The following is a 26,968-nucleotide window of genomic DNA, read 5'->3' on the forward strand; positions in this document are numbered from 1 at the left end:
GCTTTGACAGGTGCGGCTAGCAGGGTTTGCTGCCGATAGCTTCTGCAAAACGGAGCAAGTAACCATCCGGGTCGAGCAGCAGAAAATTGCGCTGACCAAACAGTAGTTCACCGCTGCGGTACCAGTGCTCTTCAACCGGGTTTCTGAGGGGATACCCGGCCGCCTCCAGTGCCGACACCAGCGCTGAAGCGTTCGGGCATTCGATGGACAGGTTGATACCACGCCCATAAGGCGGCTCAAGAGGCCCGACCCGCCAAGGCGATTCACTGTGCCAGTCCTGTTCCAACATAAGTTGGCTGCCGCCGAAAGAAAGAAAAGCGAAATGATCTTCTGGCCGCTCGTACTCGACCTTGAAGCCGAGTATGTCGCAGTAGAAGGCAAGGCTTCGTGTGAGGTCGGAAACAATGAGTTCGGGGACCAGGGGATTGAGCTTCAGCATGTTTGATTCCTTTCAGTTTTGATCTATGAACACGTGCGACCAATGCCCTGCGTACGCCTCGTCAACGTGGGCGTCCGGCCTCGATCCACGCTTGCACCTGGCTCATGCCCAGCCGATACCTGGCACAGTTATGCAGTGTCAGGGTATCCAGTTCAGCCTGCAACAAGGGCTCAAACTGCATCTTCTCACTGTCCGACAAGCTCAATAGAGCTCAATGGAGCTCATCACCCTCATCGCGAGTGATGAGTAACACGAAAATCGCGCCCTTGATCCCTCATCAAATTGACGCCGCGTGCCTGACGAGCGGGGCAGCAGCCATGCCTCGAATCTATTGGCTAGCCTCCTCCCCCCTACTTAAGATGTTACTCGTCGGATATATGCACAAAGTATTGCCAGAGTGATATCACTTGGCCATATTTGCGCTCCCATTTTTCCATGACTGTGTGACACATGAAAACAACCGTGCCCTGTCTGGCGGCAATGATGCTGCTCAGTGGGTGCAATGGAGTGCCAACGTCCTACGTCTCCGATCCCGTCTACAGCCAGGCTTTCGTGGTCACCTCAGGTGCGCCGTTGCCGATGTTGCTGATGGCCAGTGCCATCCAGTGGAACGAAGACTACGCAGTGACCGCAAAACACACACCCTTCCTGCGCAACGTGGTCCACGAGGGCCTCGGTGATGTCGTGTTCTTCAAGCACAAGGCGCGTGAGGTACCGCATTGGCGGCAATACGTGCCAGGTGAGTCGGTGACGGCCGTCGGCTTCAACAGCCTGATGATGCCCGTACAGGGCAAGGGCCATGCCATGCCATCACTGGTACGCCTCGAAGGCACCCCGGGCAGTGTCTTCTACTCGTTGCACGACGGCCCCATGGTCAAGGGCATGTCGGGCGGGCCGGTGTTCGCCGATGACGGCCAGGTGGTGGGTATCAATGTCGCGTTCATCCCCAAGAACGAGATCGACGTGCGCGCTCGCCCGGACCTCCCCGATAAAGAGCGCGTCAGCGTGTTCATGTCGTACAGCGAGATCGACAAGGAATGGCGGCGCTTCCAGTACCTGCTGGCACGCAAGGCCAAACCGCATGCGCCTGCCGCGATCAAGGGGTTTGTGGCGGTGGCCGCCAAACCTTGAGCGGCGGCCAGGCGCTCCCGACAGGCCCGCGCCCCATGCGCAGTGCTACGCTGTGAGCGCCAGCCACACGCCTGTAAAAGGACCTGCCATGCACCTCAGCCACCGCCCTGTACAGCCCAATGACATCCCCGCCATCTGCTGCTTCCCTCAAGGCCCGGACGAACTGTTCTACATGTTCCCCAAGGCCACCTACCCGCTCACGCCCGCGCAACTGACCGACGCCATCGCCCAGCGCAACGGGTCCACGGTGGTGGAAGGCGGCGGCATGGTGCTGGCCTTCGCCAACTTCTACAAAGCCGAGCACGGCGGTGTATGCGCCCTGGGCAACGTGGTCGTGGCCCCAGCGGCCCGCGGCCATGGTGTGGCCAGCTACCTGGTCAACGCCATGGTCGAGCTGGCCCGCAAGCAGTTTGCGGCACGGGAGGTTTGGGTGTCGTGCTTCAATCACAACACGGCGGGGTTGCTGCTTTATCCACAGATGGGCTTTGTGCCGTTCGGCATCGAGGCGCGCCAGGCGCCGGATGGGAAGCGGGTGGCGTTGGTGCAGATGAGGCAAATACTTGGGTAGCTCGACACTTCTGTTAACACCCTAAGAGAGACTACACCGAACCATAACCCTCACTCGGCGTCCGATCCTGCATCCCCCGCGTTCCGAGGTACCCCGTGTGAAAGAGATCATCGCCCGCAAGTACCGCCTGGTCGTGAAGACCATCGGTTACATCGGCTGGTCGCTGTTCTGGCTGCTGATCTGGGATGTGCTGGTCACCATCGACTTCATGCTGTTCTTCAACAGCAAGTTCACCCTGCCGCTGATTCCATTGACCTTGCTGGGTTCGGCGCTGGTGGTGCTGGTGAGCTTTCGCAACAGCAGTGCCTACAACCGCTGGTGGGAGGCGCGCACGTTGTGGGGTGCCCTGGTCAACAGTTCGCGCAGCTTTGCCCGGCAGACGCTGACCCTGATCGACGACCCGGACGATAGCCTGAACCCGGCCAAGGCCACCTTGCTGCGCCGCCATATCGCCTATGTGAACTGCCTGGCGGCGCACCTCAAGGGTGAGCGTTGCCCGGATGAACTGATGGCGTTCATCCCCCCAGCGGAGTTCGAGCGGCGCAACCGCTCGAACAACTTCGCCAATGACATCCTCAGCGGCTCGGCGGCCCTGCTGGCGCGGGAGTACCAGGCCGGGCGCCTGGACAGCATCCGCCTGGCGAGGCTGGAGTCGACGCTGGTGGACCTGTCCAATGCTCAGGGCGGAATGGAGCGGATTGCCAACACACCGCTGCCCTACCCTTATGTGTATTTTCCGCGGCTGTTCATCACGCTGTTCTGCCTGATCGTGCCGGTGGGGCTGGTCGAGTCGCTGGGCTGGTTTACCCCGCTGGCCTCGACGGTGGTGGGGTTCATGCTGCTGGCCATCGAGCGCATCGGCACCGACCTGCAGAGCCCGTTCCGGTTCAGCGAGCACCAGATCCAGATGGATACCATCTGCGAGACGATAGAGCGCAACCTGGAGTCGATGCAACGGGAGGCGCAGCATGGGGAACAGGTGACCTGACGGCTGTCGGGGCCTCTTTGCAGCCCCGATCAGGCGCGCACATAGCGCTGGCGCAGCACATCACTCAACGCATCCACCAGCAACACCAGCACCAGCATCGCCAGGATCACCGTGCTGGCCTGCGCCTCCTGGAACAGGCTCAAGGTGGTATAGAGCATCTGCCCCAAGCCACCCGCCCCAACAAACCCCAGCACGCTGGCCATGCGGATGTTGTTCTCCCAGCGGTACAGGCTGTAGGCCAACAACTGCGGCCACAGGTTGGGCAAAGTGCCAAAGCAGAACGCCGCAACCTGGCTGCCACCCTGCAAACGAATGGCGGCCGCAGGCTCGGCCGGCGCGTTCTCCAGGGCCTCGGCAAACAACCGGCCCAGCACCCCGGCGGTGTGCAACGCCAGGGCCAGGGTGCCGGCATTCGGGCCAAGCCCTGCTGCCAGCACGGTGAGCGCCGCCCAGACCAGCTCGGGGATGGCCCGCAAGGCATTGAGCAGCACCCGCGCCGCAGTCTGCAGCGGCCAGCCGAACCGGCCCGCCGCCGGCAACGCCAGCAGCATCCCCAGCACCACCGCCAGCAAGGTACCCAGGCCAGACATGGCCAAGGTCTCCAAGGCGCCACGCCCCACCGCGCGCAAATGCTCGGCGGACAGGTCTGGCTGCAGGAAGCGCCGCGCATATTCGGCCATCTGCCCCAACCCGCCGTCACCTACCAGCGCCTGGAGGTCCAGCTCCAGGTAAGCGAACGAGGCCACCACCGCTGCCACAAGCGCGCCGAGCACCAGCAGGTTGATCACCCGGTTCATGCCAGCCTCGCCCGCAGGAAGCGGCTGAGCATGTCAGCAAAAGACACCAGCAACAGGAATGTCAGCAGCATGCTCGCCACTTGCGCACCGGCAAACATGCGCATCGACAGGTCGATCTGCTGCCCCAGGCCGCCGGCACCGACAAAGCCCATCACCACCGAAGCCCGCACCGCGCACTCCCAGCGGTAGACGGTGTAGGACACCACCTCCGACACGGCATTGGGCAAGATGCCGTAGAAGAAAGCCATCAGCCGGCCACTGCCCGCCTGCAACAGCGCATGGGCCGGGCGCTGGTCGACCGACTCGAAGATTTCCGCATAGACCTTGCCGAGCATGCCGCTGTAGGTAATGGCGATGGCCAGCACACCGGCCGTTGGCCCAAGCCCTACGGCACGCACGAACAGCAAGGCCCAGACGATTTCCGGCACGCTACGCAGAAAGATCAGTAGCCCGCGCACCGGCATGCGCAGCACCCGCGACAACAGCCCGGCCCGGCCGCCGCGCGAGGCCGCCCGCAACGACAAGGCGCGGCTGGCCAGCAGGCTGGCCGGCACCGCCAGCAGCAGCGCCAGGGCCATGCCGGCCGTGGCCACGGCAAGGGTCTGCAGCGTGGCCTCGAACAGCAGCAGCAAAAACTCGGCATCATGCGCCGGTGGCCAGAACGCCTGGGTGAAACTGGCGATCTGCTGACGGTTCTCGGCCTGCCACAGCACACCCGGGTTCAGCTCGCTCAACTGCACCCCCGGCCATAACACCGCCAAGGCCAGCAGGGTCAACAGCAACCGTGGCAGCGCCGCTGGGTCGCGGGTATCGGCCTTCAGCATCGCGGGATCTGTACCGTCAACGCAGGCGTAGGCCCCGGCGTAGGCGGCGGCGCCAATTGTTCGTTGGCGTAGAGTGCCGCCAGCATCTGCGGGCTGACGGCTGCGGCGGGGCTGTCGAACACCACCTGCCCCTCACGGATACCGATCACCCGCGGGAAGTGCGCCAATGCCAGTTCTACCGCGTGCAGGCTGGCCACCAGCGTGACGCCGTTGGCCTGGGCGTGACGGTTGAGCAATGCCAGGCTGTGGTCGGCCAGCACCGGGTCCATCGCCGACACAGGCTCGTCGGTCAGCAGCAGTGCCGGCCGCTGATACAACACCCGGGCGATGCCCACCCGTTGCAACTGGCCGCCAGACAGCTGCCCGCACTGCACGAAAAGCTTGTCGGCCAGCCCCAACTCTGCCAACGCCTGGCGCACGCCCGCTACATCGGTCGGGTACAACAGGTTGAGCAAGCCACGCAAGGTGCCCCACTGCCCCAGCCGCCCCGCCAGCACCGCCGTGACCACCCGTTGGCGCGGCGGCAAGGGCGGCGCCTGGTGCACCAAGCCAACCCGCGCCCGCAACCGCTGACGCGCCCTGCCAGACAGCGCCCAGGGCAGTTCACCGAACAGCTCCAACCGCCCGTCACTGGGCTGGATAGCGGTGGCCATCAGGTGCAGCAAGCTGGACTTGCCCGCCCCTGACGGGCCGATGATCGCAACCCGCTCGCCCTGCTCGATGCTCAGGCTCACCGCTTCAAGCGCACGCACCTGGCCGTGGCGCAGGCTGGCACCGTGCAAACGAATAGCCGTCACTTGAGCAGGCCGGCCTCACGCGCGGCTTGTTCGGTACCCAGGTAGTTCTCAGGTTTGGTCTCGATGAAACGGCTGGCGGCCTGCAGGTCGAGAATCGCCTTGTGCTCGGGGTTGGCCGGGTCGAGGTCGAGGAATGCCTTTTTGATTTTCGCTTTGAGTGCCGGGTCCATGTTGCCGCGTACGGTCCAGTTGTAGTCGAAATAGGTGGGCGTGGTGGCGAACACCTTGACCTTGCTGGTATCGACCTTGCCGGCATCCACCAGCTTCTGCCAGACACTGGCATTGAGCACCCCAGCATCGACCTTGCCCGCCTGCACCCAGGCCGCAGTGGCGTCGTGGGCACCGGAGTAAGCCACACGGCTGAAGTAGTCCTCAGGCTTTATCTTGTCCTCTTTGAGCATGAAGTAACGCGGCATCAGGCTGCCCGAGGTGGACGATATCGACCCGAACGCGAACGACTTGCCCTTGAGGTCGGCCAGGCTCTTCACATTGGGGTTGGCGGTGATGAACTTGGACGTGAACTGCGCGTCCTGCTCACGCTGCACCAACGGCGTGGCATTGGGGTCTTTGAGGTGCACCTGGACAAAGGTGAAGCCGCCCAGCCAAGCCAGGTCGAGGCGGTCCGAGGCCAGCGACTCGACCACCGCCGGGTAGTCGGAGACTGGCACGAACTTCACCTCCATGCCCAACGTACGGGCCAGGTACTCCCCCAACGGCTTGAACTTGCGTTGCAGTTCAGTGGGTGCTTCGTCGGGGATGGCACTGACCCGCAGCGTTTCTGCGGCCTGGGCGACAACGGCACAGCAGGACAACACGAGGCCGGCGACGAGCGCCAGAGGGGGTTTGAGCATGGACATTCTCCGGGACAGTGGCGGGGTAAGGGGCGGCTGCCACGCCGTCCGTGCAAAGTATAAGGGGCCACGGCGCAATGACCAGCTTTGCTACAATCGCGCAACAATTTGATCTGCTGAGGAACGTATGAGCGAGCCAATCCGCCTGACCCAGTACAGCCACGGTGCCGGTTGTGGCTGCAAGATCTCCCCCAAGGTGCTGGACGTGATCCTGGCCGAAAGCGGCGCCCAGGCCCTGGACCCCAAGCTCTGGGTTGGCAATGCTTCACGCGATGATGCCGCCGTGTATGCCCTGGACGAGGAACGCGGCGTGGTCTCGACCACCGACTTCTTCATGCCGATCGTCGATGACCCCTACGACTTCGGCCGTATCGCCGCCACCAACGCCATCAGCGACATCTACGCCATGGGCGGCGACCCGTTGATGGCCATCGCCATCCTCGGCTGGCCGGTCAACGTACTGCCGCCGGAGGTCGCCCGCGAAGTGATTCGCGGCGGGCGTGCGGTGTGTGCCGAAGCCGGCATCCCGCTGGCAGGCGGCCACTCCATCGATGCCCCGGAGCCGATCTTCGGCCTGGCCGTCACCGGCGTGGTCAGCAAGCGCCACCTCAAGCGCAACGACACCGCCACTGCAGGCTGCCAGCTGTACCTGACCAAGCCGCTGGGCATCGGCATCCTCACCACCGCCGAGAAACAGGCCAAGTTGCGTGAACAGGACCAGGGCCTGGCACGCGACTGGATGTGTACCCTCAACACCCCCGGCAGCCGCTTCGGCAAGCTCGACGGTGTCATGGCGATGACCGACGTCACCGGCTTCGGCCTCCTGGGCCACCTGGTAGAACTGGCTGAAGGCAGCCGCCTCACCGCCCAGCTGAACTTCGCTGCAGTCCCCCGCCTGCCGAGCGTCGAGCATTACCTGGACGAGGGCTGCATCCCAGGCGGCACGCTGCGCAACTACGACAGCTATGGCCACAAGATCGGCGCCTTGAGCGATGAGCAAAAGCACCTGCTGTGCGACCCGCAGACCAGCGGTGGCCTGCTGGTGGCGGTCAGCCCTGAGGGTGAAGCGCAGTTTCTGGCTGTGGCCGCCGAACTGGGCCTGGCACTGGCCCCCATCGGCACCCTGGTCGAGCGACAGGGCCATGCAGTCGAGGTGCTTTGATGCGCCCCGACTGCACCGACTACCGCCAGCTGTTCTTGAACGACGTGCCGATGATGGACATGCGCGCGCCCGTCGAATTCGCCAAAGGTGCCTTCCCGGGTGTCGTCAACCTGCCCTTGATGAACGATCTGGAGCGGCAGAAGGTCGGCACCTGTTTCAAGCTGCAGGGCCAGGCCGCCGCCATCACCCTCGGCCACCAACTGGTCAGAGGCACGACCAAGCGTGAGCGCCTGCACGCCTGGGCCAGCTTTGCCCGGGCCCACCCTGACGGCTATCTGTATTGCGCGCGCGGTGGCCTGCGCTCGCAGATTGTCCAGCAGTGGCTGCGTGATGAAGCGGGTATCGACTACCCCCGCGTCAAGGGCGGCTACAAGGCCATGCGCACCTTCCTCCTCGATACCACCCAGGACGCCGTGGAGCACTGCGATTTCGTCCTGCTGGGTGGCCTTACCGGCACCGGCAAGACCGATGTGTTGCAGCAACTGAGCAACGTGCTCGACCTTGAAGGCCACGCCAACCACCGCGGTTCCAGCTTTGGCAAACGCGCCACGGCGCAACCTGCGCAGATCGACTTCGAAAATAAGCTGGCCGTCGATGTGCTGAAAAAGCGCGCACGCGGCATCGAGCAGTTCGTGCTCGAAGATGAAGGCCGTATCGTCGGCAGTTGCACGGTGCCGCTGGCGTTGTACCAAGGCATGCAGCAGTACCCGTTGGTGTGGCTGGAGGACAGCTTCGAGAACCGTGTCGAACGTATCCTGCGCGACTACGTGGTCAACCTGAGCGCCGAATTCGTCGCGCTGCACGGCGAAGAGCTGGGGCGGCGGCTGTTCGCCGAGCGCATGCTGCAGAGCCTGGCCAATATCCACAAGCGCCTGGGCGGTGAGCGATTCCAGCGGTTGTCGGCGGTCATGCGTGAAGCGCTGGACGAGCAACTGCGCTGTGGCTCGGTGGATTTGCACAGGGGTTGGATCGAAGGGTTGCTGACGGAGTATTACGACCCGATGTATGCCTATCAGCGCGATGCCAAGGCCGAGCGTATCGAGTTTGCCGGGGACGCTGTAGAGGTGCGCGAATACCTCAAGGCCCGCTCGTCGTAGGAGCGGCCTTGCGTCGCGAAAGGGCTGCGTAGCGGCCCCAGATTTCAGCTTCGCCGCGAATATTTTGGGGCCGCTACGCGACCCTTTCGCGACGCAAGGCCGCTCCTACACGGGCCCCAACACCCGCTCAAGCTCCGCCGCCCGGTCACGGGTCATGTCCATCACGCACGTGCCGCCTTCCAGCTGTGCCATGGTTCCGCCACTGGCCTGCACATGGAACATACAGTTGCCATCACGGTAAGCCATCCACTTGCGCTGTACATCCCGAAGGGTCTTCTGCTGCCCGGCATCCAGCTTGCCCATCAGTTGCTTGTACACCCGGTTCAGGCGCTGGTCCTGCACGTGGGTCTCGGCGTTGATGCACTCGCTCATGGCCAGGGTGCTTGAAGCCTTGTCCATGCACTGCCCATAGGCCGGCGTATAGTCGTCCGCCACAGCCAGCGGCAGCACGCAGGCCAGTGCCAGGCCTGCCAGGTAATGCTTGATCATGCAAACCCTCCTTGTGAGTATCAAAATGACTGCGGTTGCTCCGGCGGCATCAGCACCTTGCCCGGCTCGAAACGCAACGACGGCATCTGCGTGGCGGCATACAACGCCACCCCCAGCGCAGCAATCAAGGCCACATCAAGCCAGCGCCAGCCAGGCATGTCGGCTGCGCTGCGGGCCTTCCAGCAATGCCAGGCCTGGCCCGCGCAGAACACTACGATCGCCGCAAGCCACAGATAAAAGCCCGCACCAAAGCCGGTGCGTGCATTGAAGTCGTAGCTCTGGCTGTCTGGCAGGCGGTCGATGCCAAAGCTGCTGGCGGCCAGATACAGCGCGGCCAGCCCGCACCCCAACGCCATCCGACGGAACCGCTGGTGGGCAAGAATTGCCACCGCCAACAACGGGTTGGCAAACCACTGGTACAACCCGAACGGCATGCCCCAGGGCCCATACAGCAACATCTGCAAGGCCGGCATGTGGCGGCCGCCACTCATCAGCGCGCCATCGAAAAAAAGCGCGAGCAAGTACAAAAGCAGGCTGATGCTCAGGTAGAAAACGGGCAAGGGGCACACCTGGGGGAAAACGGGACAGGCTGCGACCATAACCCAGGCCCTGCCCCGCTTCCAGATCTAAGTAGGTGCCGCGAAAGGCCAACTACGGTGGTGTGATACTCGGCGGGCGTTGATGCTCGCTACAACATCAAGCAACAGGTGGCTCCAACAGCAAACCGTAGATACCCGAGTCGGACAGCTCGCCGGCCACGCACCAACGCGCCCGCAAGGTGCCTTCGAGCACGAAGCCTTGACGCTCCAGCGTGCGTGCCGAACCCTGGTTGCGCGGGTCGATTTCGCCCTCAAGGCGGCGCATGTGCAGGGTATGGGCAAGGTAGTCGATGAAGCAGGTCAATGCCTCGTCCATGTAGCCCCTGCCCTGCACGGCGCTGGCCAGGCAGTAGCCGATTTCGCCACGGCGGGAAACGTCGTCGATATTGAACAGTTGGACCATGCCGATCAGTTCGCCGTTGTCACGGCGGTACATGCCTAGCTTGAGCTGGTCGCCATTGGCATAGGCTTCGCGGTCAGCGGCCAGTGCGCTTTCAGCCTCGGCAAGGTCTTGCCAGGGTGCATGATGCCAATAACGCATGACCTCGGGGTCGGCCATGATCGCCAGCCATTGCGCGGCATCGCCATGGCGCATCGGGCGCAATTGCAGGCGGGGGCTGTCGAGGCAGAGGTCACTGGGGAAACTGCGGGGTGGGGTCACGCCGGATCTCCTGTCCATTGCTGGGGAGATGACAGTTTAACGTCAAGCGGGGCGGCTGGGGGATGCCTTGGGTTTTTATAGTGTTTTGGGGATCATTTGGGGGGCTTGCGGTGGGGCGCAAATCGAGCGCCGCCCGCGCCGCGCGGGCGGCGCTCGATCTCAAGAGCGCTGCAGCCCTTGCGTCATGCACCTTTCAGCCATTACTCGCGCCCCGACAGGCCATTCAGGATGACCCTCTCGCGGGTACAGGCCACTCAGTAACCTCAAGCTACCTCAGCCCCGTCATCCGGCCAATGTGGCTCGTTAGCCCCTGGCGGGGTCAGCGGCGGTAGCCCATAGGCCGCGCGAGCATCGTCGCAGCTGGGGTTATGCACCCCACCCTCCCACGACGCTTCAAACTCTCGGCAAGGGCTCGAGCGGTTGGCGTAAATGGTACACGCCACCTCTTTGCCGATCTCGCCCGCAAGGCTCACGCAGCGGCAAGGCTTGGCATCGGTGCCGATCATGGCGACCCGGGTGGGGTTGATCTGCACCACCAGGTCGTCAGGCACAACGCCCCCGGCAGACTGGCATTCGCCCCAGAAGAAGGACACACGGAAGTACCCGCAGCAGGCGCCGCAGTCAAGGCAAGGGTTATATTCGGACATGAGGCCACGGAGGGAAGGTTGTTGTTATCGGGGCTGGGCCCGCAGCGCCATTTTCAATCCAACCGGGGCCGGCTGGATAGAGGGGCAATGCAAAAAAAATCGCCGCTGATCCGGGCAGCCCGAAGCCCGAAAAACAGGCGGCCAGCCCACTGGATGGCCGCCCGCCTGACCTATCGCAGGGCCTTGTAAGTGCTGGCATCCCAGTGTTGCAAGCCAAGGCCTTCGCCTGGGTCATAGCTTTCGCCGCTCACTTGGCTGAAGTGCGCCTGGGCTTCGCCGCAGTGCACCAGCCGGTCGTCCTTGCTGCCTTCGGTGAAGACGGTATACGACTCGCTACGCATGGCCTGGTATTGCTCATCGGCAGTGGCCATGGCCAGGTGATGCCGCATCAACTGGTCGTCATTCAGCGCCAGTCGCCTGTCCAAATCGACACCCCAACGGGTCAGGCAGACTTCGGCGAAATGCCGCACGATCAAACCGGGCTCAGTCAGCACTTTGCCGTCGCCCGCGCCATTGGCCGACGCATTGCCGACCAAGGTGGCATGCCGGCCCGGCATCGGATAAATGCACATGTGCGTGCCGCTCTCTACAGAGGGGATCACGCAGGCAAAACCTTTGGAGCGCTCATCCCGCGAATAGAAACCGACGTACTCTCTGACATTGCCCGCCAGTTTCACCCGTTGCGTCTGGATGTTGCCAATGCCTGGCACCGGGTCGATGGCAAAAATGTTGACCGGGATATCTCGCAGCACCGGGTCTTGCGCCATCGCATTGGCCAGCATATGGCAACTGATACCACCCCGGCTCCAGCCCACCAGGTTGACCTGGGTGGGCAGGCGCGGCTTGCGGAACATGCTGATGATCCGCTCCTGCAATTCCTGCGGGGTTGGGTGGCGGTCGCCATAGTCGTAGGTTCGCCAGAACCAGGATGCCTTTGCGGACGCATCCGGGATCGGTACGCCCGCGTCTTTGAGCTTTGTGTATGCTTCCTCGCTAAGCTTGGTGCGCTGCCAGTTACTTTCGCCCTTGATGACTTGCAGCACATGGTTCACGTTTTCGTCCCAACCGCGACCGAACAACTGGCCACTCCAGTTGAAGTAGCCGCCTGGCTCGACGAACAGGTTGTCGTCCTGAAGGTTGCCGCTACCAGGCCCATCGACTGCAATCCAATGAGCGAACTCGAACCCTTTATCGTTGCTGGCCAACGTCGAGACCAGTTCACCGTTCCAGAAATTGGGGTTTGCATCATCGAAACGGTTGGAAGCGGTACCGCAGAAATAGGCTGTGAACACACTCATTTGAATACCTGAACAGGAAGAATGAGTGCTGAAGGTATTGGCGTGCATAACGGGCAGGCAGACGGAAGGCCAACCTACTACCCGATGGGGGCCGCGTTGCGGCCCCGCGCGGTTTACTTGTGGGTCAGGCCATCGGCCCTGAACATCTGGCGGATACCGCGGATCGCCTGGCGAATACGGTCCTGGTTCTCGATCAGAGCAAAGCGCACGTGGTCGTCACCGTAATCACCAAAGCCGATACCTGGCGACACGCAGACCTTGGCCTCGGCCAGCAGCTTCTTGGAAAACTCCAGCGAGCCCAGGTGCGCATACTCCGGCGGAATCTTCGCCCAGACGTACATCGACGCCTTGGGGTTCTCGACCATCCAACCCAGCTCGTGCAAGCCCTTCACCAGCAGGTTACGGCGCTGACGGTACTGCTCGGCGATGTCCCGCACGCACTGTTGGTCACCTTCCAGCGCGGCGATGGCGGCCACCTGCAAGGGTGTGAAGGTGCCGTAGTCGTGGTAGCTCTTGATGCGTGCCAGGGCATTGACCAGCTCTGGGTTGCCCACCATGAAGCCGATACGCCAGCCGGCCATGTTGTAGCTCTTGGACAAGGTGAAGAATTCCACCGCGATGTCCTTGGCCCCGGGCACCTGCATGATCGACGGGGCTTTCCAGCCGTCGTAGACGATATCGGCGTAGGCCAGGTCATGCACCACCAGCACGTCATACTGCTTGGCCAGGGCCACCACCCGCTCGAAGAAGTCCAGCTCGACGCACTGCGCGGTGGGGTTGGACGGGAAGCCGAGGATCATCATCTTCGGCTTGGGGATGGATTCGCGAATGGCCCGTTCGAGCTCATTGAAAAAATCCACACCCGGCACCAGTGGCACCGAGCGCACCTGGGCACCGGCTATCACTGCACCATAGATATGGATCGGGTAGCTGGGGTTGGGTACCAGCACTGTGTCGCCCTGGTCGAGGGTGGCGAGCATCAGGTGGGCCAGGCCTTCCTTGGAGCCGATGGTGACGATGGCTTCGCTTTCCGGGTCGATGTCGACCTCGTAGCGCTCCTTGTACCAATTGGAGATGGCCCGACGCAGGCGTGGGATGCCGCGGGAGGTGGAGTAGCCGTGGGTGTCTTCGCGCTGGGCGACCTGCACCAGCTTCTCGACGATGTGCGGCGGGGTGGCGCCATCGGGGTTGCCCATGCTCAGGTCGATGATGTCTTCGCCACGGCGGCGGGCGGCCATCTTGAGCTCGGCAGTGATGTTGAAGACGTAAGGGGGGAGACGATCGATGCGCGCGAAGCGGCGCGGCAAACCTGGGTTGGCCATGGTTTCCTCTGCAGACGTAAGCGCCCGGAACCGTCCGAGCGACGTTGGCCGATATAGCGGCCTGGATCAGAAGATAGTGCCGAAACAGGATACCTGTAAAGGACAATTTCCTGTTTTATTATATTTTTTCAGATGTATTTTTTGAAAATTAGAATTTTATGTTTTCAGGGCCGGCCTCTTCGCGGGGCAAGCCCGCTCCCACAGGGTTATACACAGGCATTGGGACTTGCCCTACACCTGGACTGCCCCCAAAAAGTTGGACAGTTCTATGCTGCCGCCTGGGTCCTGTACTCGACAGGGCTCAGGCCATTGAGCCTCAGCTTGATGCGGTCATGGTTGTAGTAGTGGATGTACTCATCCAAGCCCGCTTTCAATTCATCAACATTCTCAAACCGCTTGAGGTAGAAAAATTCTGACTTGAGCGTGCCGAAGAAGCTTTCCATAGCTGCATTATCTAGGCAATTGCCTTTACGAGACATGCTCTGCTTCACTCCACAACTGCGCAGTTTCTGGCGATACTGAGCCTGCTGGTACTGCCACCCCTGATCGGTGTGGAGCACGAGTTTCGGCTTCTCCCCCAGGGTCTTGAGTGCCTTGTCGAGCATGTTCCCAACCAGGCTGTACTGTGGGCGACTGGCCGTCTCGTAGGCGATGATTTCCCCGTTATACAAATCCATCACAGGCGAAAGATAGAGCTTCTGTTGCGCCACCTTGAACTCGGTTACGTCACTCACCCATTTCTGGTTGGGGCGCTGGGCGACGAAATTACGCTCCAGCAGATTCATCGCTATCTTGCCGACAGTACCTCGGTACGACCGATATTTCTTGGGTCGCACCAGTGACTTCAGACCCAGCCCAGTCATCAGTTTCTCAACGACCTTCTTGTTGACTAGCGGCCCCTCTTTTCTGATTGCTAGTGCAACGCGCCGATACCCGTAACGCCCCTTCTCTTTGTGATAGACCTGCCGAATTCTCTCTTTAAGCTCCGCGTATTTATCCGGCTTCTGTTGGCTCTGTACCTGGTAGTAAAAAGTGCTGCGAGCCAGTCCGATCAGCCGCAGCAGGTCAGGCAAAGGGAATCTACGTTTGAGTTTGGAAACGATCAGGACTTTTTCGCCGGTATTCGTTCCTTTTCCTCGCGCAGAGCCTTGAGCTCCTTTAGGACAGCGTTCTCCATGCGCAGATACTCAAGCTCAGCCATCAGCTGGTCTCTGGGCTTTTGCGAATCGTCGGTATCTGTGGGCTTTGCTGGTTTAATCTTCTTCAACACTTTAATCGGCTTTTTCTGGCGGATGACAGGGGCTACAGGGCTACCACTGTAGTACTGCCGCTGCCAGTTGCCTATCTGCGAGGACTGGCCGAGGCCAAAATGCGCAGCGGTTTGGCGAAGGGAGAGACGATGCTCGTGCATGTGGCTCAGCACTTGGCGCTTGAAGTCGTCGTCATAGCGCTGCCCGTGCGAGCGCGGACTAAGGCTGGACTTGCTCTGATAGCTGGAGGCCCACCGGCGCAGCAGACTGACGTCGATACCGAAACGCTGGGCTACTTTTCGGAAGCCATCGCTACCATCTAGGTAGGCTGAGATGGCTGTGAGTTTGAACTGCTCTGTGTATTTGCCCATCGGTCCCCCCAAGGGTTGGATTTTTTGTCCAACTTCTTGGGGGCAGTCCAACCTGTGGGAGCGGGCTTGCCCCGCGAAGAGGCCGGCACAGGAGAACACCCATAAAAAAACCCCGGCACATGGCCGGGGTTTTCGTGTAACAGGCAGCGGTATCAGCGTGCGTAGGTCATCAGCACGTCCGCAGCGGTCTGGCTGTCCACCGACATCATCACGCTCAGGGCGGTAACGGTGAGGATGGAGAAGCCAAACACCTTGCGGGCCCACTTGCTGTCGTCCTCGGCCTTGTAGCCACCCCAGGCCATATACAGCCAGTACAGGCCCATGGCTGCCGCCACGGCCATGTAGCCGAGGCCGGCATAACCGCCGAGGGTAAGCATCAGGGTCGCGAGCACGAAGGCCAGCACGTACAGCACGATCTGCTTCTTGGCAGCAAGAATGCCGCGCGCCACCGGCAGAACCGGGATGTTGGCAGCGCTGTAATCCTTGAAGCGGAAGATGGCGATCGCGAAGCTGTGCGGCATCTGCCACAGGCTGAACATCACCAGCAGGGTCACTGCAGCCAGGTCGAAGCTGTTGCTGACGGCGCAGTAGCCGATCACAGGAGGCATGGCACCGGACAGGCTGCCGACCAACGTGCCGTGCACCGATTTACGCTTCAGCCAGAGGCTGTAGAAACCGACGTAGACGATGAAACCGATCAGCGCACAGAACGCCGACAGTGGGTTGGCCTGGACATACAGCAGGCTGAAACCCGCCACCCCAAGCAGGGTGGCGTAGATCAGCGCGAGGGTCAGCGACATGTCGCCCTGGACCATGACGCGGTTCTTGGTACGTTCCATCTTGATGTCGATGTCGCGGTCGATGCAGTTGTTGAACACACAACCGGACGCCACCACCAGGGAAGTACCAACCACCACCGCCAGGAACAGGGCGAAGTCCACATGGCCCTTCGCGGCAAGGAAGAATCCGCCTGCCACGGAAAGCACGTTACCGAAAATGATCCCCGGTTTGGTGATTTGGATAAAGTGCTTAACGGACATGCAGTCTTACCTCACTTGGCCATCATTTCGATGTGGATGTTGAACATGATCCACAGCGACAGGCCGACCAGCAGTGCAATTACCATGGCGGTGAACAGGAACGTCGACACGTTGGAACGCTGCTCTTGCGAGCGGTCCATGTGCAGGAAGTACACAAGGTGCACTACCACCTGGATGACGGCCATGGCCACCACGACCAGGACGGTCAGGTTCTTCGGCAGGCTTGGGAACATCACCAGGCCGAACGGGATCGCGGTCAGGATGATCGACAGAACAAAGCCGACCATGTAGGACTTCACGCTACCGTGATTACCTTCGTGATGAGTGTCGTGTGCGTTAGCCATTACAGAACCCCCAGCAGGTAAACGACGGTGAATACGCAGATCCAGACCACGTCCAGGAAGTGCCAGAACAGGCTCAGGCAGCTCATGCGGGTCTTGGCGGTCGGCGTGATGCCGTGCTTGTTGATCTGGTACATCATGATTGCCATCCAGATCAGGCCGGCAGTCACGTGCAGGCCGTGGGTACCGACCAGCGCGAAGAACGCCGACAGGAAGCCACTGCGCTGCGGGCCGAAGCCCTCGGCGATCAGGTGATGGAATTCATAGATTTCCATCGCGATGAAGCCTGCACCGAACAGGAAGGTCACAGCCAACCAGCCCAGTACACCTGCTTTATTGCCAGCGAACATCTTCAGCATGGCGAAGCCGAAGGTGATCGAGGACAGCAGCAGGAACGCGGTTTCTACCAGCACGAAATCGAGCTGGAAGATGTCATGACCCGACGGGCCGCCGGCAAAACTGCCGGACAGCACCGCGTAGGTGGCGAAGAGCGACGCAAACAGGATGCAGTCGGTCATCAGGTACAGCCAGAAACCGAGTACGGTCATCTGGCCCGAGTCGTGGTGGTGGTCGTCATGCCCATGGTCGTGACCATGAGCAGCGCCGTGCATTACTTGACTGGACATTGATTACACCCGCTCAAACGATTCGACACGTGCGCCGGCAGGCAGAGCACCTGCTTTGGCCAGCGCTTTCATGCGCTCGCCTTCGATGCGCGCCACTTCTTCGGCCGGAACCATGAAGCCTTGGTCGTCACGCGCGGCGTGGCGAACGAAGACAGCGATGGTTGCAACCAGGCTTGCGCCAACCAGCCACCAGATGTGCCAGATGAAGGCAAAGCCGAAGACGGTCAGGAACAGGCCCATGAACAAACCGGTAGAGGTGTTGCTCGGCATGTGGATGGCGTCGAACTTGGTCGCCGGCTTGTAGGCAACGCCGGTTTCCTTGGATTCATGCCATGCATCCAGACCAACCTGCTCAGGCATGTGGGCGAAGTTGTAGAACGGAGGTGGCGACGAAGTCGACCATTCCAGGGTACGACCGCCCCATGGGTCGCCGGTCACGTCCAGGTTCTGGTTGCGGTCGCGGACCGAAACGTAGAGCTGGATCAGCTGGCAAGCGATACCGAACAGGATCAGCACGGCGCCGACAACGGCTACGTACAGGTAGGGTTCCCACAGTGGGTTGTCGGAGTGGTTCAGACGACGGGTCATGCCCATGAAGCCCAGGGCGTACAGCGGCATGAACGCAACGTAGAAGCCCGAGATCCAGAACCAGAAGGCAGCTTTGCCCCACTTCTCGTTCAGGGTGAAACCGAAGGCTTTCGGGAACCAGTAGGCGAAGCCGGCGATGTAGCCGAATACCGCACCACCGATGATCACGTTGTGGAAGTGAGCAATTACGAACAGGCTGTTGTGCAGAACGAAGTCGGCACCTGGTACTGCCAGCAGAACGCCGGTCATGCCACCGATGGAGAAGGTGATCATGAAGCCCAGGGTCCACAGCATCGGCGCGGTGAAGCGCACACGGCCCTGGTACATGGTGAACAGCCAGTTGAACAACTTCACACCCGTCGGAATGGAGATCAGCATCGTCGCCAGGCCGAAGAAGGTGTTGACGCTGGCGCCGGCACCCATGGTGAAGAAGTGGTGCAGCCATACCGCGAAGCCCAGGATGGCGATTGCGCCCGATGCGTAGATCATCGAGTGGTGGCCAAACAGACGCTTGCCGGAGAAGGTCGAAGTCACTTCCGAGAACACGCCGAAGGCCGGCAGAATCAGGATGTAAACCTCAGGGTGACCCCACGCCCAGAACAGGTTGACGTACATCATCGGGTTCCCACCAAGCTCGTTGGTGAAAATATGGAAGTCCAGATAACGGTCAACAGTCAGCAGAGCGAGTGCAGCGGTCAGAATCGGGAAGGAAGCAACGATCAGCACGTTGGCCCAGGTGCAGGTCCAGGTGAAGATCGGCATGTCCATCAGTTTCATGCCAGGTGCGCGCATCTTCATCACGGTGACGAGGAAGTTCACACCGGTAAGCGTCGTACCCAATCCGGAGAGCTGTAGCGCCCAGATGTAGTAGTCGACACCCACTCCAGGGCTGTACTGAATGCCCGCGAGCGGCGGATAGGCAACCCAACCGGTCTTGGCGAATTCGCCGACGCCCAGGGAGATGTTGACCAGCAGCACGCCTGCCAGCAGCAGGTAGAAGCTCAGGGAGTTCAGGAACGGGAAGGCAACGTCACGTGCACCGATCTGCAGAGGAACCGCAAGGTTCATCAGGCCGGTGAAGAACGGCATCGCCATGAAGATGATCATGATCACACCGTGAGCGGTGAAGATCTGGTCATAGTGTTCAGGCGGCAGGTAGCCTTCGGAGCCGCCGGTAGCAGCAGCGAGCTGTGTACGCATCATGATGGCGTCGGCAAAGCCGCGCAGCAGCATGATCATCGCGACGATGATGTACATCACCCCGATTTTCTTGTGGTCGACCGTGGTCAGCCACTCGGTCCACAAGTAGGTCCACTTGCGGAAATAGGTGATAAGGCCGACGACAGCGATACCGCCGAGCGCGATCATGGCAAGCGTCACCATGACTATCGGCTCGTGATAGGGTATCGCCTCCAGGCTTAATTTACCGAACATCTCTTACTCCTCTGCACCGGCAGCTGGTTGCGTACTCGATTCCACACCCGTGGTGGTGGCCAGATCTTTGCTGCCTGCTTCTTCGTGGACCGGCTTGCCGCGGTTCATGCCTTCGTACTTGTCGACGATGGTCTGGAACAGCTCCGCTGGCGCCTCGCTGTACAGCGCGACTGGGTTGTATTCGCTAGGTTTGGCCAGTGCTTCGTACTCGGCCTTGCCCAGTTTCAGAGGCGACTGCTTCACTTCGGCGACCCACTTGTCGAAGTCTTCCTGGGAAGTGGCAGTAGCCTTGAATTTCATGCCGGTGAAGCCAGCACCGCTGTAGTTGGCGCTGATACCGTCAAACACACCGTTCTCGTTGGCGATCAGGTGCAGCTTGGTGGTCATGCCGGCCATGGCGTAGATCTGGCCGCCCAGGCCCGGGATGAAGAACGAGTTCATCACGGCGTCGGAGGTGACGCGGAAGTTGACCGGAGTGTTAGCCGGGAAGTTGATCTTGTTGACCGTCGCGATGCCCTGCTCCGGGTAGATGAACAGCCACTTCCAGTCCAGTGCGACCACGTCGATCTGGATCGGCTTGACGTCCGAATCCAGCGGACGATACGGGTCCAGCTTGTGGGTGGACTTGTAGGTGACATAACCCAGCGCGATGATGATCAGGATCGGGATGATCCACACCGCAGCCTCGATCTTGGTCGAGTGCGACCAGTCAGGCGTGTAGGTCGCAGCCTTGTTGGAAGCACGGTACTTCCAGGCGAACGCCACGGTCATGATGATGACCGGAATCACCACCAGCAGCATCAGGCCGGTAGCGATGAGGATGAGGTTCTTTTGCTCAATGCCGACCTGACCTTTCGGGTCGAGCAGGGTCCAGTTGCACCCACTGAGTAAAAGCATGCCTAAAAAGGGCAATATGCCAAACAGTCTGGGGTAACGCTTTTTACTCATCTCACGACCTCTAGATCAGCTTGCTTCAATGCAATTTGTGTTTTGGTAGCCAACACTTCGTCCTGCCAAGTGAGGCATTTCGCGCCCGTACTCGCTCCTGCCTGGGGTCCGACTGCAGGACCTTGGCTCAAGCGTGTTAGCGGTGCTTATGGTTTCGTAGGCAACAGGCCTGTACTTCAGACCAAGTCCATTTGGTGCGGGAAAACGCGGAGGGGTGTCCGCTCGGTATCGCCGCTGGGCGAAACTTGACGAAGTCAGCAAAAGGGAGCGCTGGGGCTTCCTTCAATCCTGCGACTCGCAAGCAGTGCCGAACGGAAATTGGGGGCGATTGTAGATAGGTCGCCAACCCTTGACTATGACTTATTGAGCAACAGTCTTTTACAGAATACGTAACAATGCACCCCGAAGAATCAACTTCGCGACAGTTTGTCGCACCCCGCCCGGTAGCCCTCAAAGCCGCATTCTACAAGGCTTCGTGATTGATCTGGATCAAGCGGGGAGCAACTTTCTGCGCATCTCACACGGTGCAAAAGACCTCACACAATTCGGGACTTTTGTCTAAGACTGACGTCGGTTGCGGTAGATACCCAGCGGTACCAGAATGGCGGTGAGCACGAACGCGACCAGTGCCCATTGCGCCAGCGACAGACCGAGGATCGGTGGGTACGGCGTGCTGCAGAAGCCGTCGACCTGGAACGCCAGTGGCCACAGCTTGGCCAGGGGCAGGTCATCGACGATTGGCTGCAGGGTATCGATGCCGCAACTGACCATGGGGTTGGCGAGTATATACACATGGTTGCCGGCCGCAACGATTCCGCCCACCGCGCTGAGCACCACCAGGCCTTCGAACAAGGTCAGGCTGCGGCGCCCCGGCATCGCGGCGGCGATGAAGGCGAACACGGCGATAAACAGAAGGGCATAACGCTGCAGGATGCACAGCGGGCAAGGCGCCTCGCCCAGCACCACTTGCATATAGAGGGCGCCACCGATCAGCGACAGGCAGATCAGCCCTAGCAGCACCAGAAAGCGCCGTTCCCGATTCAGGCGCGATGTTTGTTCGTTCATTGCCGATTCCTTCGATGGATAGTGGCCGCGTGGTCCGCCTGCCTGTGCGCAATTCTACACGCTGGGCAGGGCCTTTTGAGCGTGCCGAGGTGGCGGCGTGATGGCACTGCGCGGGTTATCCGGAGATGGCTGAGACCGGCCTTGGCGACGTCGGTTCAACGCGCCACGGCAAAAAAGCGGCTACCCGGGTGCCGCACAGGGGCAAGCCCCTCGACACCCGGGAGTGAAGGATACCGTGATTAAAGGAGGATTAAAGATGAAAGGTTCGGGGCCTGTTTCATCTCTCCTTTATATAGATGAGGTGCTCTGGGTAGGCACGGCCTTGTCGGGCGCCTACCCACAATAGGCGCAGGTTACTCCAGCGCCGCCGCCGGCCCGAAGAACTCGTAGCGGCTCTGCTGTTCAGGCACGCCCAGGCCCTTGAGGTGACGTTTGATCACTGCCATGAAGCCCTTGGGCCCGAGGAAGTAGGCATCCACGTCACGCTCACGCCCCAGCCACTGCGCCAACAGCTCCTGGCTCAGCAGGCCCACTGCATCGGCCTGGTCGTCGGCATCCTGCTCTGCGTAGCAATAGAAGCGCTTGAGCTGCGGGTGGCGCTCGGCCAGCCCATCGATCCAGTCACGGAAGGCGTGCACGGCACCGTTGCGCGCGCAGTGGATGAAATGCACCGGGCGCTGGGTCGCAAGCGCCGCTTCAAGCATCGCCAGGGTCGGGGTGATACCCACACCACCACTGATCAGCACCAGCGGCTTGTCGCTGGCGGCCAGGGTAAAATCGCCCGCTGGCGGGAACAGTTGCAACGTCTCGCCCACGACCAGTTCGTCATGCAGGTAATTGGAGACCTTGCCACCGGCTTCGCGCTTGACGCTGATGCGGTATTGCTTGCCGTCGCACAGGGCCGACAAGGAGTAGTTGCGACGCTGCTCTGCACCGTCAATGAACAACTGCAGGCCAATGTACTGCCCTGGCTCGGCTTTGAGCACCGGCTTGCCATCCACCGGCGCAAAGTAGAACGAGACGATCTCGCTGCTCTCCTGCTCGCGGCGTACCAGGCGAAACGCGCGGGTACCGCGCCAGCCACCGGCGGCTTGTTCCTTCTCTTTATAGAGGCATTCTTCGGCGCCGATGAGGATGTCGGCCAACTGGCCATACGCGGCGCCCCAGGCAGCGATCACTTCAGGGGTGGCGATTTCCTTGCCAAGCACTTCTTCGATGGCACGCAGCAGGCAGCTGCCGACGATCGGGTAGTGCTCCGGGAGGATCTGCAGCGCGACGTGCTTGTTGATGATCTGCCCGACCAGGCCACCGAGCTGTTCGAGCTGGTCGATGTGGCGGGCATACATCAACACGCCGTTGGCCAACGCACGTGGCTGGTCGCCGCTGGCCTGGTGGGCCTGGTTGAACAGCGGGCGTACTTGCGGGTACTCGTTGAGCATCATCTTGTAGAAGTGGGTGGTCAGTGCTTCGCCGCCGCTTTCCAGCAGGGGTACGGTGGCCTTGATGATTGCACGTTGTTCGGCATTGAGCATTGCAACGACTCCTGAACCTGTGGCTTGTAATGATTGAACTAGGCATATCACCAATCGTGCCAACTTTTATCGCCAGCAAAATCAAGGGGTTGACGCAGGCCATGTCATAATGACCCAGGCCGGCGTATAGTCATAATGACCAATAGGAGTCCTTATGACTGCAAAGCCCCTGCTCACCGCCCTCCTCCCCCTGGTCAGCGACCTGTCCCGCGACCTGAGCGACCACGAACGTTACCGTCGACTGCTTCAGGCCATGCGTGGGCTGTTGCCTTGCGACGCTGCCGCGCTGCTGCGCCTGGACGGTGAGTGGCTGGTGCCTCTGGCGGTGGACGGGCTGAGCGCCGATACCCTGGGCCGACGCTTCAAGGTCAGCGAGCACCCGCGCTTCCAGGTCTTGTTGAGCCGCCCGCAACCCACTCGCTTCCCCAGCGATTCGGAACTGCCCGACCCCTACGACGGCCTGGTCACCGCCGCCGATGCCGACCTTGAAGTGCATGACTGCATGGGCTGCCCCTTGATGGTCGATGAACGCCCGTGGGGCCTGCTGACCCTCGACGCACTCACCCCAGGGCAGTTCCAGAGCCTGGAACTGGATGCCCTGCAGGCCTTCGCCAGCCTGGCCGCCGCCACGGTGACGGTGGCCGAGCGCATCGAACACCTGGCCCTGCGCGCAGAAGACGAACACCACCGCGCCGAGATCTACCGCCAGGCCAGCACCCAAGACAAGCAGCTGATTGGCCAGAGCGCCGCGCACAAACGCCTGGAAGAGGAGATACGCCTGGTCGGCGGCAGCGAACTGACCGTGCTGATCACCGGTGAGACCGGCGTCGGCAAAGAGCTGGTGGCCCAAGCCCTGCACCAGGCCAGCAACCGTGCCGACAAGCCCCTGGTCAGCCTCAACTGCGCCGCATTGCCCGACACCTTGGTGGAAAGCGAACTGTTCGGCCACGTGCGCGGCGCCTTCACCGGCGCCCATGGCGAACGCCTTGGCAAGTTCGAGCTGGCCAATGGCGGCACGCTGTTCCTTGATGAAGTCGGTGAACTGCCACTGATGGTGCAAGCCAAGCTGCTGCGGGTGCTGCAGAGTGGCCAACTGCAACGCCTGGGGTCGGACCGTGAGCACCGGGTCGACGTGCGCCTGATCGCTGCCACCAACCGTGACCTGGCAACAGAAGTACGCGACGGCAACTACCGCGCCGACTTCTACCATCGCCTGAGTGTGTACCCGCTGCACGTGCCGCCGCTGCGTGAACGTGGGCGTGATGTGCTGCTATTGGCGGGCTATTTCCTCGAACAGAACCGTTCGCGCCTGGGCCTGAACAGCCTGCGCCTGAGCAGCGAAGCCCAGGCCGCGCTGCTGGCCTACGACTGGCCAGGCAACGTGCGTGAGCTGGAACACCTGATCGGTCGCTCGGCACTCAAGGCGCTGGGCCAGCACCCTGACCGGCCACGCATCCTCACCCTGGGTGCCATCGACCTGGACTTGCGTGTCGCCCCCGCGTTGCACCCCCTGCCCTCACCCACCCCGCTGCAAGCGGCGTCTTTGCCCGAGGGTGGGCTGCGTGAAGCCATGGATGACTACCAACGCCAGGTCATCGAAAACTGCCTGCAACGGCATGCAGAAAACTGGGCCGCCGCTGCGCGCGAACTGGGCCTGGACCGCGCCAACCTCAGTCGGCTGGCGCGTCGGCTGGGGCTTCGCTGAGGGCTATCTACCAAAGGATTAACCCAGAAAGCCATCTGGTTGCTTCCTGCTGGGCTGCTATATCTCCCTAACCACCGGTATCACGGCCGTCATGGTCGAGGCTGCGCGCAACACGTTCTTTCACGTTGCGCCGGCCCTGGGTCGCGAAGTCGAGCCAGTGTAGCCGCACACCAGCAGGGAGCATCCATGGACAACATCGTCGTCGCCGATAAGCAATCCGCAGTCGCCACCCAGAGTGCCTGGGGCAATGTCAGTCTCAACGGGCCAGGCGTCGTGCAGATGCCGGTTTCTCCCGATAAAGTGGCAACCGTAACCCAGCGCGGGCAAGACCTGATCGTCACCTTGAAGTCGGGCGAGAAGGTCACTATCGGCAACTTCTTCGCCGTGGATCAGGCGGGGGTCGGCAGCGACATCGTCTTCGTCGGTGAAGACGGCACCCTGTGGCATGCGAACTACGATGCAGCGGCATTCACCGGTTTTACCTTCGACGAAGTGGCTTCGCTGGATGAACTGGTCGCGGGTATCGGTGTGGCCGGTAGCGAGATGCCCACCTGGGCGATTGCCGGGCTCAGCCTGCTGGGTATCGGCGGCGCGGCGGCCGCTGCAGACAACAGTGGCGGTGGCAGCAGCGGCAGCTCGGACCCAGGCGATACCACCGCCCCTGCCACGCCCATCGACCTGCTGGTGTCCCCCGATGGCCTGCGCCTGACCGGGCGTGGCGAAGCAGGCACCACGGTGAACATTCGCGACGCTTCGGGCAACCTGATCGGCAGCGGCACGGTGGGTGCCGATGGCAGTTTCAATGTGTCGCTTACCCCCCCGCAGATCAACAGCGAGAACCTTCAAGTCACCCTGACCGATGGCGCTGGCAATGTCTCGGCCCCAGGCAGTGTTACCGCCCCGGATGCAACAGCCCCCGTAGCGCCGACCGAGCTTGCCATCAATGAACAGGGTACAACCCTCACCGGCCGTGCCGAGCCCGGCTCCACGGTAGCGGTGCGGGGCGCCGGTGGCGTGCTGCTGGGCAGCGCGGTGGCCGGTGCCGACGGGCAATTCAGCATTGCTTTGCAGCCTCCGCAGACTGAAGGCCAGGCCCTGGAAGTGACCGCCCAGGATGCGGCTGGCAACACTTCGCCAGCCGCCGGTATCACGGCCCCGGATGTCGAAACACCGCCCGACACTACCCCGCCGGATGCGCCAACCGACCTGCTGATCGCCCTGGCCGGGCGGCAACTCAGCGGCCGCGGTGAAGCAGGCACCACGGTGCAGGTGCGTGACGCCGCCGGCAATGTGCTGGCGACGGGCACTGTGGGTGCAGACGGCACTTTCGTGATCGCGCTTGATCCTGCCGTGATCGACGGCAGTACCTTGCAGGTCACCCTGACCGATGCCGCTGGCAACGTTTCGCAGCCTGGCTCAGTCGCTTCGCAAGACCTGCTGCCACCGGCACAACCGACCGACCTGGCCCTGGCCGAAGGCGTGACCCTTACCGGTCGTGGCGAGCCAGGGGCTACGGTTCAGGTGCGTGACGCCGCAGGCAACGTGATCGGTACCGGCGTGGTGGGTGCAGACGGTAGCTTCAGCCTGACGCTGTCCCCTACTCAGGCCAATGGCGAGGCGCTGGATATCCGCCAGGAGGCTGCCGCTGGCAATACCTCCGCTCCGCTGCAGTTCGATGCCCCGGACATTACGCCGCCTGCTGCCGTCAGCAACATCGTCGTCGGGGCCGGAGGCGTGGCCTTAAGTGGTCGCGGCGAGCCGGGTGCCACGGTTGAAGTGCGCGACGCCAACGGCAATGTGATTGGCACCGGCACCGTATTGGCCAACGGCACCTTCCTGATCGACCTCGCCCCTGCCGTACACCCTGGCGAGCACCTGAGCCTGGTGCAGACCGACCCGAGCGGTAACGCTTCGGTTGCCCTTGAATACGATGTGCCCCTGATAACAGCGCCAGCCAGCCCGAGCGACCTGGCCATCGATGCCGACGGCACCACCCTTACCGGTACCGCCCCAGCCGGCAGCCGTGTGGAAGTCCACGATGCCAATGGCACGCTGATCGGCAGCGCCATTGCCGGTGCCGATGGCACCTTCACTCTCGAACTCAACCCGGCACAGGCCAACGGCGAACTGCTGGACGTGGTCGCCATCGATGACACAGGGTTGTCGTCCCTGCCTGCGCAGATCACCGCGCCGGACATCACTGCTCCAACCGCACCGAGTGAACTGGCCGTCAGCGCTGACGGCACTGTCGTCACTGGCCGCGCCGAACCCGGCAGCACCGTGCGTATTCTTGCCGCCGACGGCACCGAACTGGGCACTGCCCTAGTCGGCCCGACTGGCGTATTCAACATCACCCTCGCTCCACCGCAAGTCGATGGCGAAGTACTGCAAGCCACCG

The 26,968-nt window shown here is 61.7% G+C and carries 26 protein-coding genes; 7 read left to right on the forward strand and 19 right to left on the reverse strand.

What is annotated here, in order from left to right:
• Positions 1 to 16 precede the first annotated feature (16 nt).
• Positions 17 to 439, reverse strand: coding sequence for a bleomycin resistance protein (locus tag PC358_RS16590; RefSeq protein ID WP_033701203.1), 423 nt, complete (start codon positions 437 to 439; stop codon positions 17 to 19).
• Between the two features lie 483 nt (positions 440 to 922).
• On the opposite strand from PC358_RS16590, the gene PC358_RS16595 reads away from it, so the two are divergent.
• From PC358_RS16595 to PC358_RS16605, 3 genes are all read left to right on the forward strand, one after another.
• Positions 923 to 1,570, forward strand: coding sequence for a trypsin-like peptidase domain-containing protein (locus PC358_RS16595; protein ID WP_033701525.1), 648 nt, complete (start codon positions 923 to 925; stop codon positions 1,568 to 1,570).
• Positions 1,571 to 1,658: 88 nt separating this feature from the next.
• Positions 1,659 to 2,138 carry a GNAT family N-acetyltransferase gene (locus PC358_RS16600; RefSeq protein ID WP_033701206.1) on the forward strand — a complete coding sequence of 160 codons (480 nt, stop codon included), beginning with the start codon at positions 1,659 to 1,661 and terminating at the stop codon, positions 2,136 to 2,138.
• A 97-nt stretch (positions 2,139 to 2,235) separates the two neighbouring features.
• On the forward strand, positions 2,236 to 3,126 hold the full coding sequence (locus PC358_RS16605; RefSeq protein ID WP_033701207.1) for a bestrophin family protein: 891 nt from the start codon (positions 2,236 to 2,238) through the stop codon (positions 3,124 to 3,126).
• 29 nt (positions 3,127 to 3,155) lie between these two features.
• On the opposite strand, the gene phnE is transcribed toward PC358_RS16605, so the two are convergent.
• Genes phnE through PC358_RS16625 form a run of 4 tightly spaced genes read right to left on the reverse strand, consistent with a single transcriptional unit; the run spans position 3,156 to position 6,395 of the window.
• The gene (gene phnE / locus PC358_RS16610; protein ID WP_033701208.1) at positions 3,156 to 3,923 is read right to left on the reverse strand and encodes a phosphonate ABC transporter, permease protein PhnE; all 768 of its coding nucleotides are present in this window, start codon (positions 3,921 to 3,923) and stop codon (positions 3,156 to 3,158) included.
• The gene (locus PC358_RS16615) at positions 3,920 to 4,747 is read right to left on the reverse strand and encodes a PhnE/PtxC family ABC transporter permease (RefSeq protein WP_033701209.1); all 828 of its coding nucleotides are present in this window, start codon (positions 4,745 to 4,747) and stop codon (positions 3,920 to 3,922) included. Before PC358_RS16615 ends, phnE begins: the two co-directional genes overlap by 4 nt.
• Positions 4,741 to 5,544: a phosphonate ABC transporter ATP-binding protein gene (locus PC358_RS16620; RefSeq protein ID WP_033701210.1), complete on the reverse strand. Its 804-nt coding sequence runs from the start codon at positions 5,542 to 5,544 to the stop codon at positions 4,741 to 4,743. The genes PC358_RS16615 and PC358_RS16620 overlap by 7 nt, the downstream gene beginning before the upstream one ends.
• The gene (locus PC358_RS16625; protein WP_033701211.1) at positions 5,541 to 6,395 is read right to left on the reverse strand and encodes a putative selenate ABC transporter substrate-binding protein; all 855 of its coding nucleotides are present in this window, start codon (positions 6,393 to 6,395) and stop codon (positions 5,541 to 5,543) included. The genes PC358_RS16620 and PC358_RS16625 overlap by 4 nt, the downstream gene beginning before the upstream one ends.
• Positions 6,396 to 6,522: 127 nt before the next feature.
• Between PC358_RS16625 and selD the strand changes: the two genes are divergently transcribed.
• Complete coding sequence (selD, locus tag PC358_RS16630) at positions 6,523 to 7,557, forward strand: selenide, water dikinase SelD (protein ID WP_033701212.1); 1,035 nt, start codon at positions 6,523 to 6,525, stop codon at positions 7,555 to 7,557.
• Entirely contained in the window at positions 7,557 to 8,654 is a 1,098-nt protein-coding gene (gene mnmH / locus PC358_RS16635) for a tRNA 2-selenouridine(34) synthase MnmH (RefSeq protein ID WP_033701214.1), read from the forward strand. Before selD ends, mnmH begins: the two co-directional genes overlap by 1 nt.
• Positions 8,655 to 8,759: 105 nt before the next feature.
• On the opposite strand, the gene PC358_RS16640 is transcribed toward mnmH, so the two are convergent.
• The 14 genes from PC358_RS16640 to hmpA form a co-directional block, all read right to left on the reverse strand.
• Entirely contained in the window at positions 8,760 to 9,143 is a 384-nt protein-coding gene (locus tag PC358_RS16640) for a lysozyme inhibitor LprI family protein (RefSeq protein ID WP_033701215.1), read from the reverse strand.
• 20 nt (positions 9,144 to 9,163) lie between these two features.
• Positions 9,164 to 9,703: a hypothetical protein gene (locus PC358_RS16645; protein ID WP_033701217.1), complete on the reverse strand. Its 540-nt coding sequence runs from the start codon at positions 9,701 to 9,703 to the stop codon at positions 9,164 to 9,166.
• Between the two features lie 136 nt (positions 9,704 to 9,839).
• Positions 9,840 to 10,403 carry a GNAT family N-acetyltransferase gene (locus PC358_RS16650; protein ID WP_027595514.1) on the reverse strand — a complete coding sequence of 188 codons (564 nt, stop codon included), beginning with the start codon at positions 10,401 to 10,403 and terminating at the stop codon, positions 9,840 to 9,842.
• A 263-nt stretch (positions 10,404 to 10,666) separates the two neighbouring features.
• On the reverse strand, positions 10,667 to 11,050 hold the full coding sequence (locus tag PC358_RS16655) for a YkgJ family cysteine cluster protein (protein ID WP_033701218.1): 384 nt from the start codon (positions 11,048 to 11,050) through the stop codon (positions 10,667 to 10,669).
• Positions 11,051 to 11,220: 170 nt separating this feature from the next.
• Complete coding sequence (locus tag PC358_RS16660; RefSeq protein WP_033701219.1) at positions 11,221 to 12,348, reverse strand: hypothetical protein; 1,128 nt, start codon at positions 12,346 to 12,348, stop codon at positions 11,221 to 11,223.
• Positions 12,349 to 12,461: 113 nt separating this feature from the next.
• Positions 12,462 to 13,670 carry an alanine transaminase gene (gene alaC, locus PC358_RS16665; protein WP_033701220.1) on the reverse strand — a complete coding sequence of 403 codons (1,209 nt, stop codon included), beginning with the start codon at positions 13,668 to 13,670 and terminating at the stop codon, positions 12,462 to 12,464.
• Between the two features lie 266 nt (positions 13,671 to 13,936).
• Positions 13,937 to 15,291 (reverse strand): IS3 family transposase gene (locus PC358_RS27785; protein WP_156056794.1). Its coding sequence is split into 2 segments (ribosomal slippage): positions 13,937 to 14,818 and positions 14,821 to 15,291, totalling 1,353 coding nucleotides; the frame shifts between segments, so codons are not numbered across the junction.
• A 152-nt stretch (positions 15,292 to 15,443) separates the two neighbouring features.
• On the reverse strand, positions 15,444 to 16,331 hold the full coding sequence (gene cyoE / locus PC358_RS16680; protein WP_033701223.1) for a heme o synthase: 888 nt from the start codon (positions 16,329 to 16,331) through the stop codon (positions 15,444 to 15,446).
• 11 nt (positions 16,332 to 16,342) lie between these two features.
• On the reverse strand, positions 16,343 to 16,675 hold the full coding sequence (gene cyoD, locus PC358_RS16685; protein WP_033701225.1) for a cytochrome o ubiquinol oxidase subunit IV: 333 nt from the start codon (positions 16,673 to 16,675) through the stop codon (positions 16,343 to 16,345).
• Positions 16,675 to 17,298: a cytochrome o ubiquinol oxidase subunit III gene (gene cyoC, locus PC358_RS16690; RefSeq protein WP_033701226.1), complete on the reverse strand. Its 624-nt coding sequence runs from the start codon at positions 17,296 to 17,298 to the stop codon at positions 16,675 to 16,677. Before cyoC ends, cyoD begins: the two co-directional genes overlap by 1 nt.
• 3 nt (positions 17,299 to 17,301) lie before the next feature.
• Positions 17,302 to 19,320: a cytochrome o ubiquinol oxidase subunit I gene (gene cyoB / locus PC358_RS16695; RefSeq protein WP_033701227.1), complete on the reverse strand. Its 2,019-nt coding sequence runs from the start codon at positions 19,318 to 19,320 to the stop codon at positions 17,302 to 17,304.
• Between the two features lie 3 nt (positions 19,321 to 19,323).
• Positions 19,324 to 20,268, reverse strand: a complete 945-nt coding sequence (gene cyoA / locus PC358_RS16700) for a ubiquinol oxidase subunit II (protein WP_012316183.1) — start codon at positions 20,266 to 20,268, stop codon at positions 19,324 to 19,326.
• 558 nt (positions 20,269 to 20,826) lie between these two features.
• Entirely contained in the window at positions 20,827 to 21,333 is a 507-nt protein-coding gene (locus tag PC358_RS16705; protein ID WP_033701229.1) for a disulfide bond formation protein B, read from the reverse strand.
• A 353-nt stretch (positions 21,334 to 21,686) separates the two neighbouring features.
• Positions 21,687 to 22,865: an NO-inducible flavohemoprotein gene (hmpA, locus tag PC358_RS16710; RefSeq protein ID WP_033701230.1), complete on the reverse strand. Its 1,179-nt coding sequence runs from the start codon at positions 22,863 to 22,865 to the stop codon at positions 21,687 to 21,689.
• Between the two features lie 154 nt (positions 22,866 to 23,019).
• Between hmpA and norR the strand changes: the two genes are divergently transcribed.
• On the forward strand, positions 23,020 to 24,570 hold the full coding sequence (gene norR / locus PC358_RS16715; RefSeq protein ID WP_033701233.1) for a nitric oxide reductase transcriptional regulator NorR: 1,551 nt from the start codon (positions 23,020 to 23,022) through the stop codon (positions 24,568 to 24,570).
• A gap of 186 nt (positions 24,571 to 24,756) precedes the next feature.
• A partial coding sequence (locus PC358_RS28150) for an Ig-like domain-containing protein (protein ID WP_244884620.1) occupies positions 24,757 to 26,968 on the forward strand: 2,212 nt, incomplete at its 3' end.

It is taken from the genome of Pseudomonas capeferrum, from assembly GCF_000731675.1.
Classification (GTDB): domain Bacteria; phylum Pseudomonadota; class Gammaproteobacteria; order Pseudomonadales; family Pseudomonadaceae; genus Aquipseudomonas; species Aquipseudomonas capeferrum.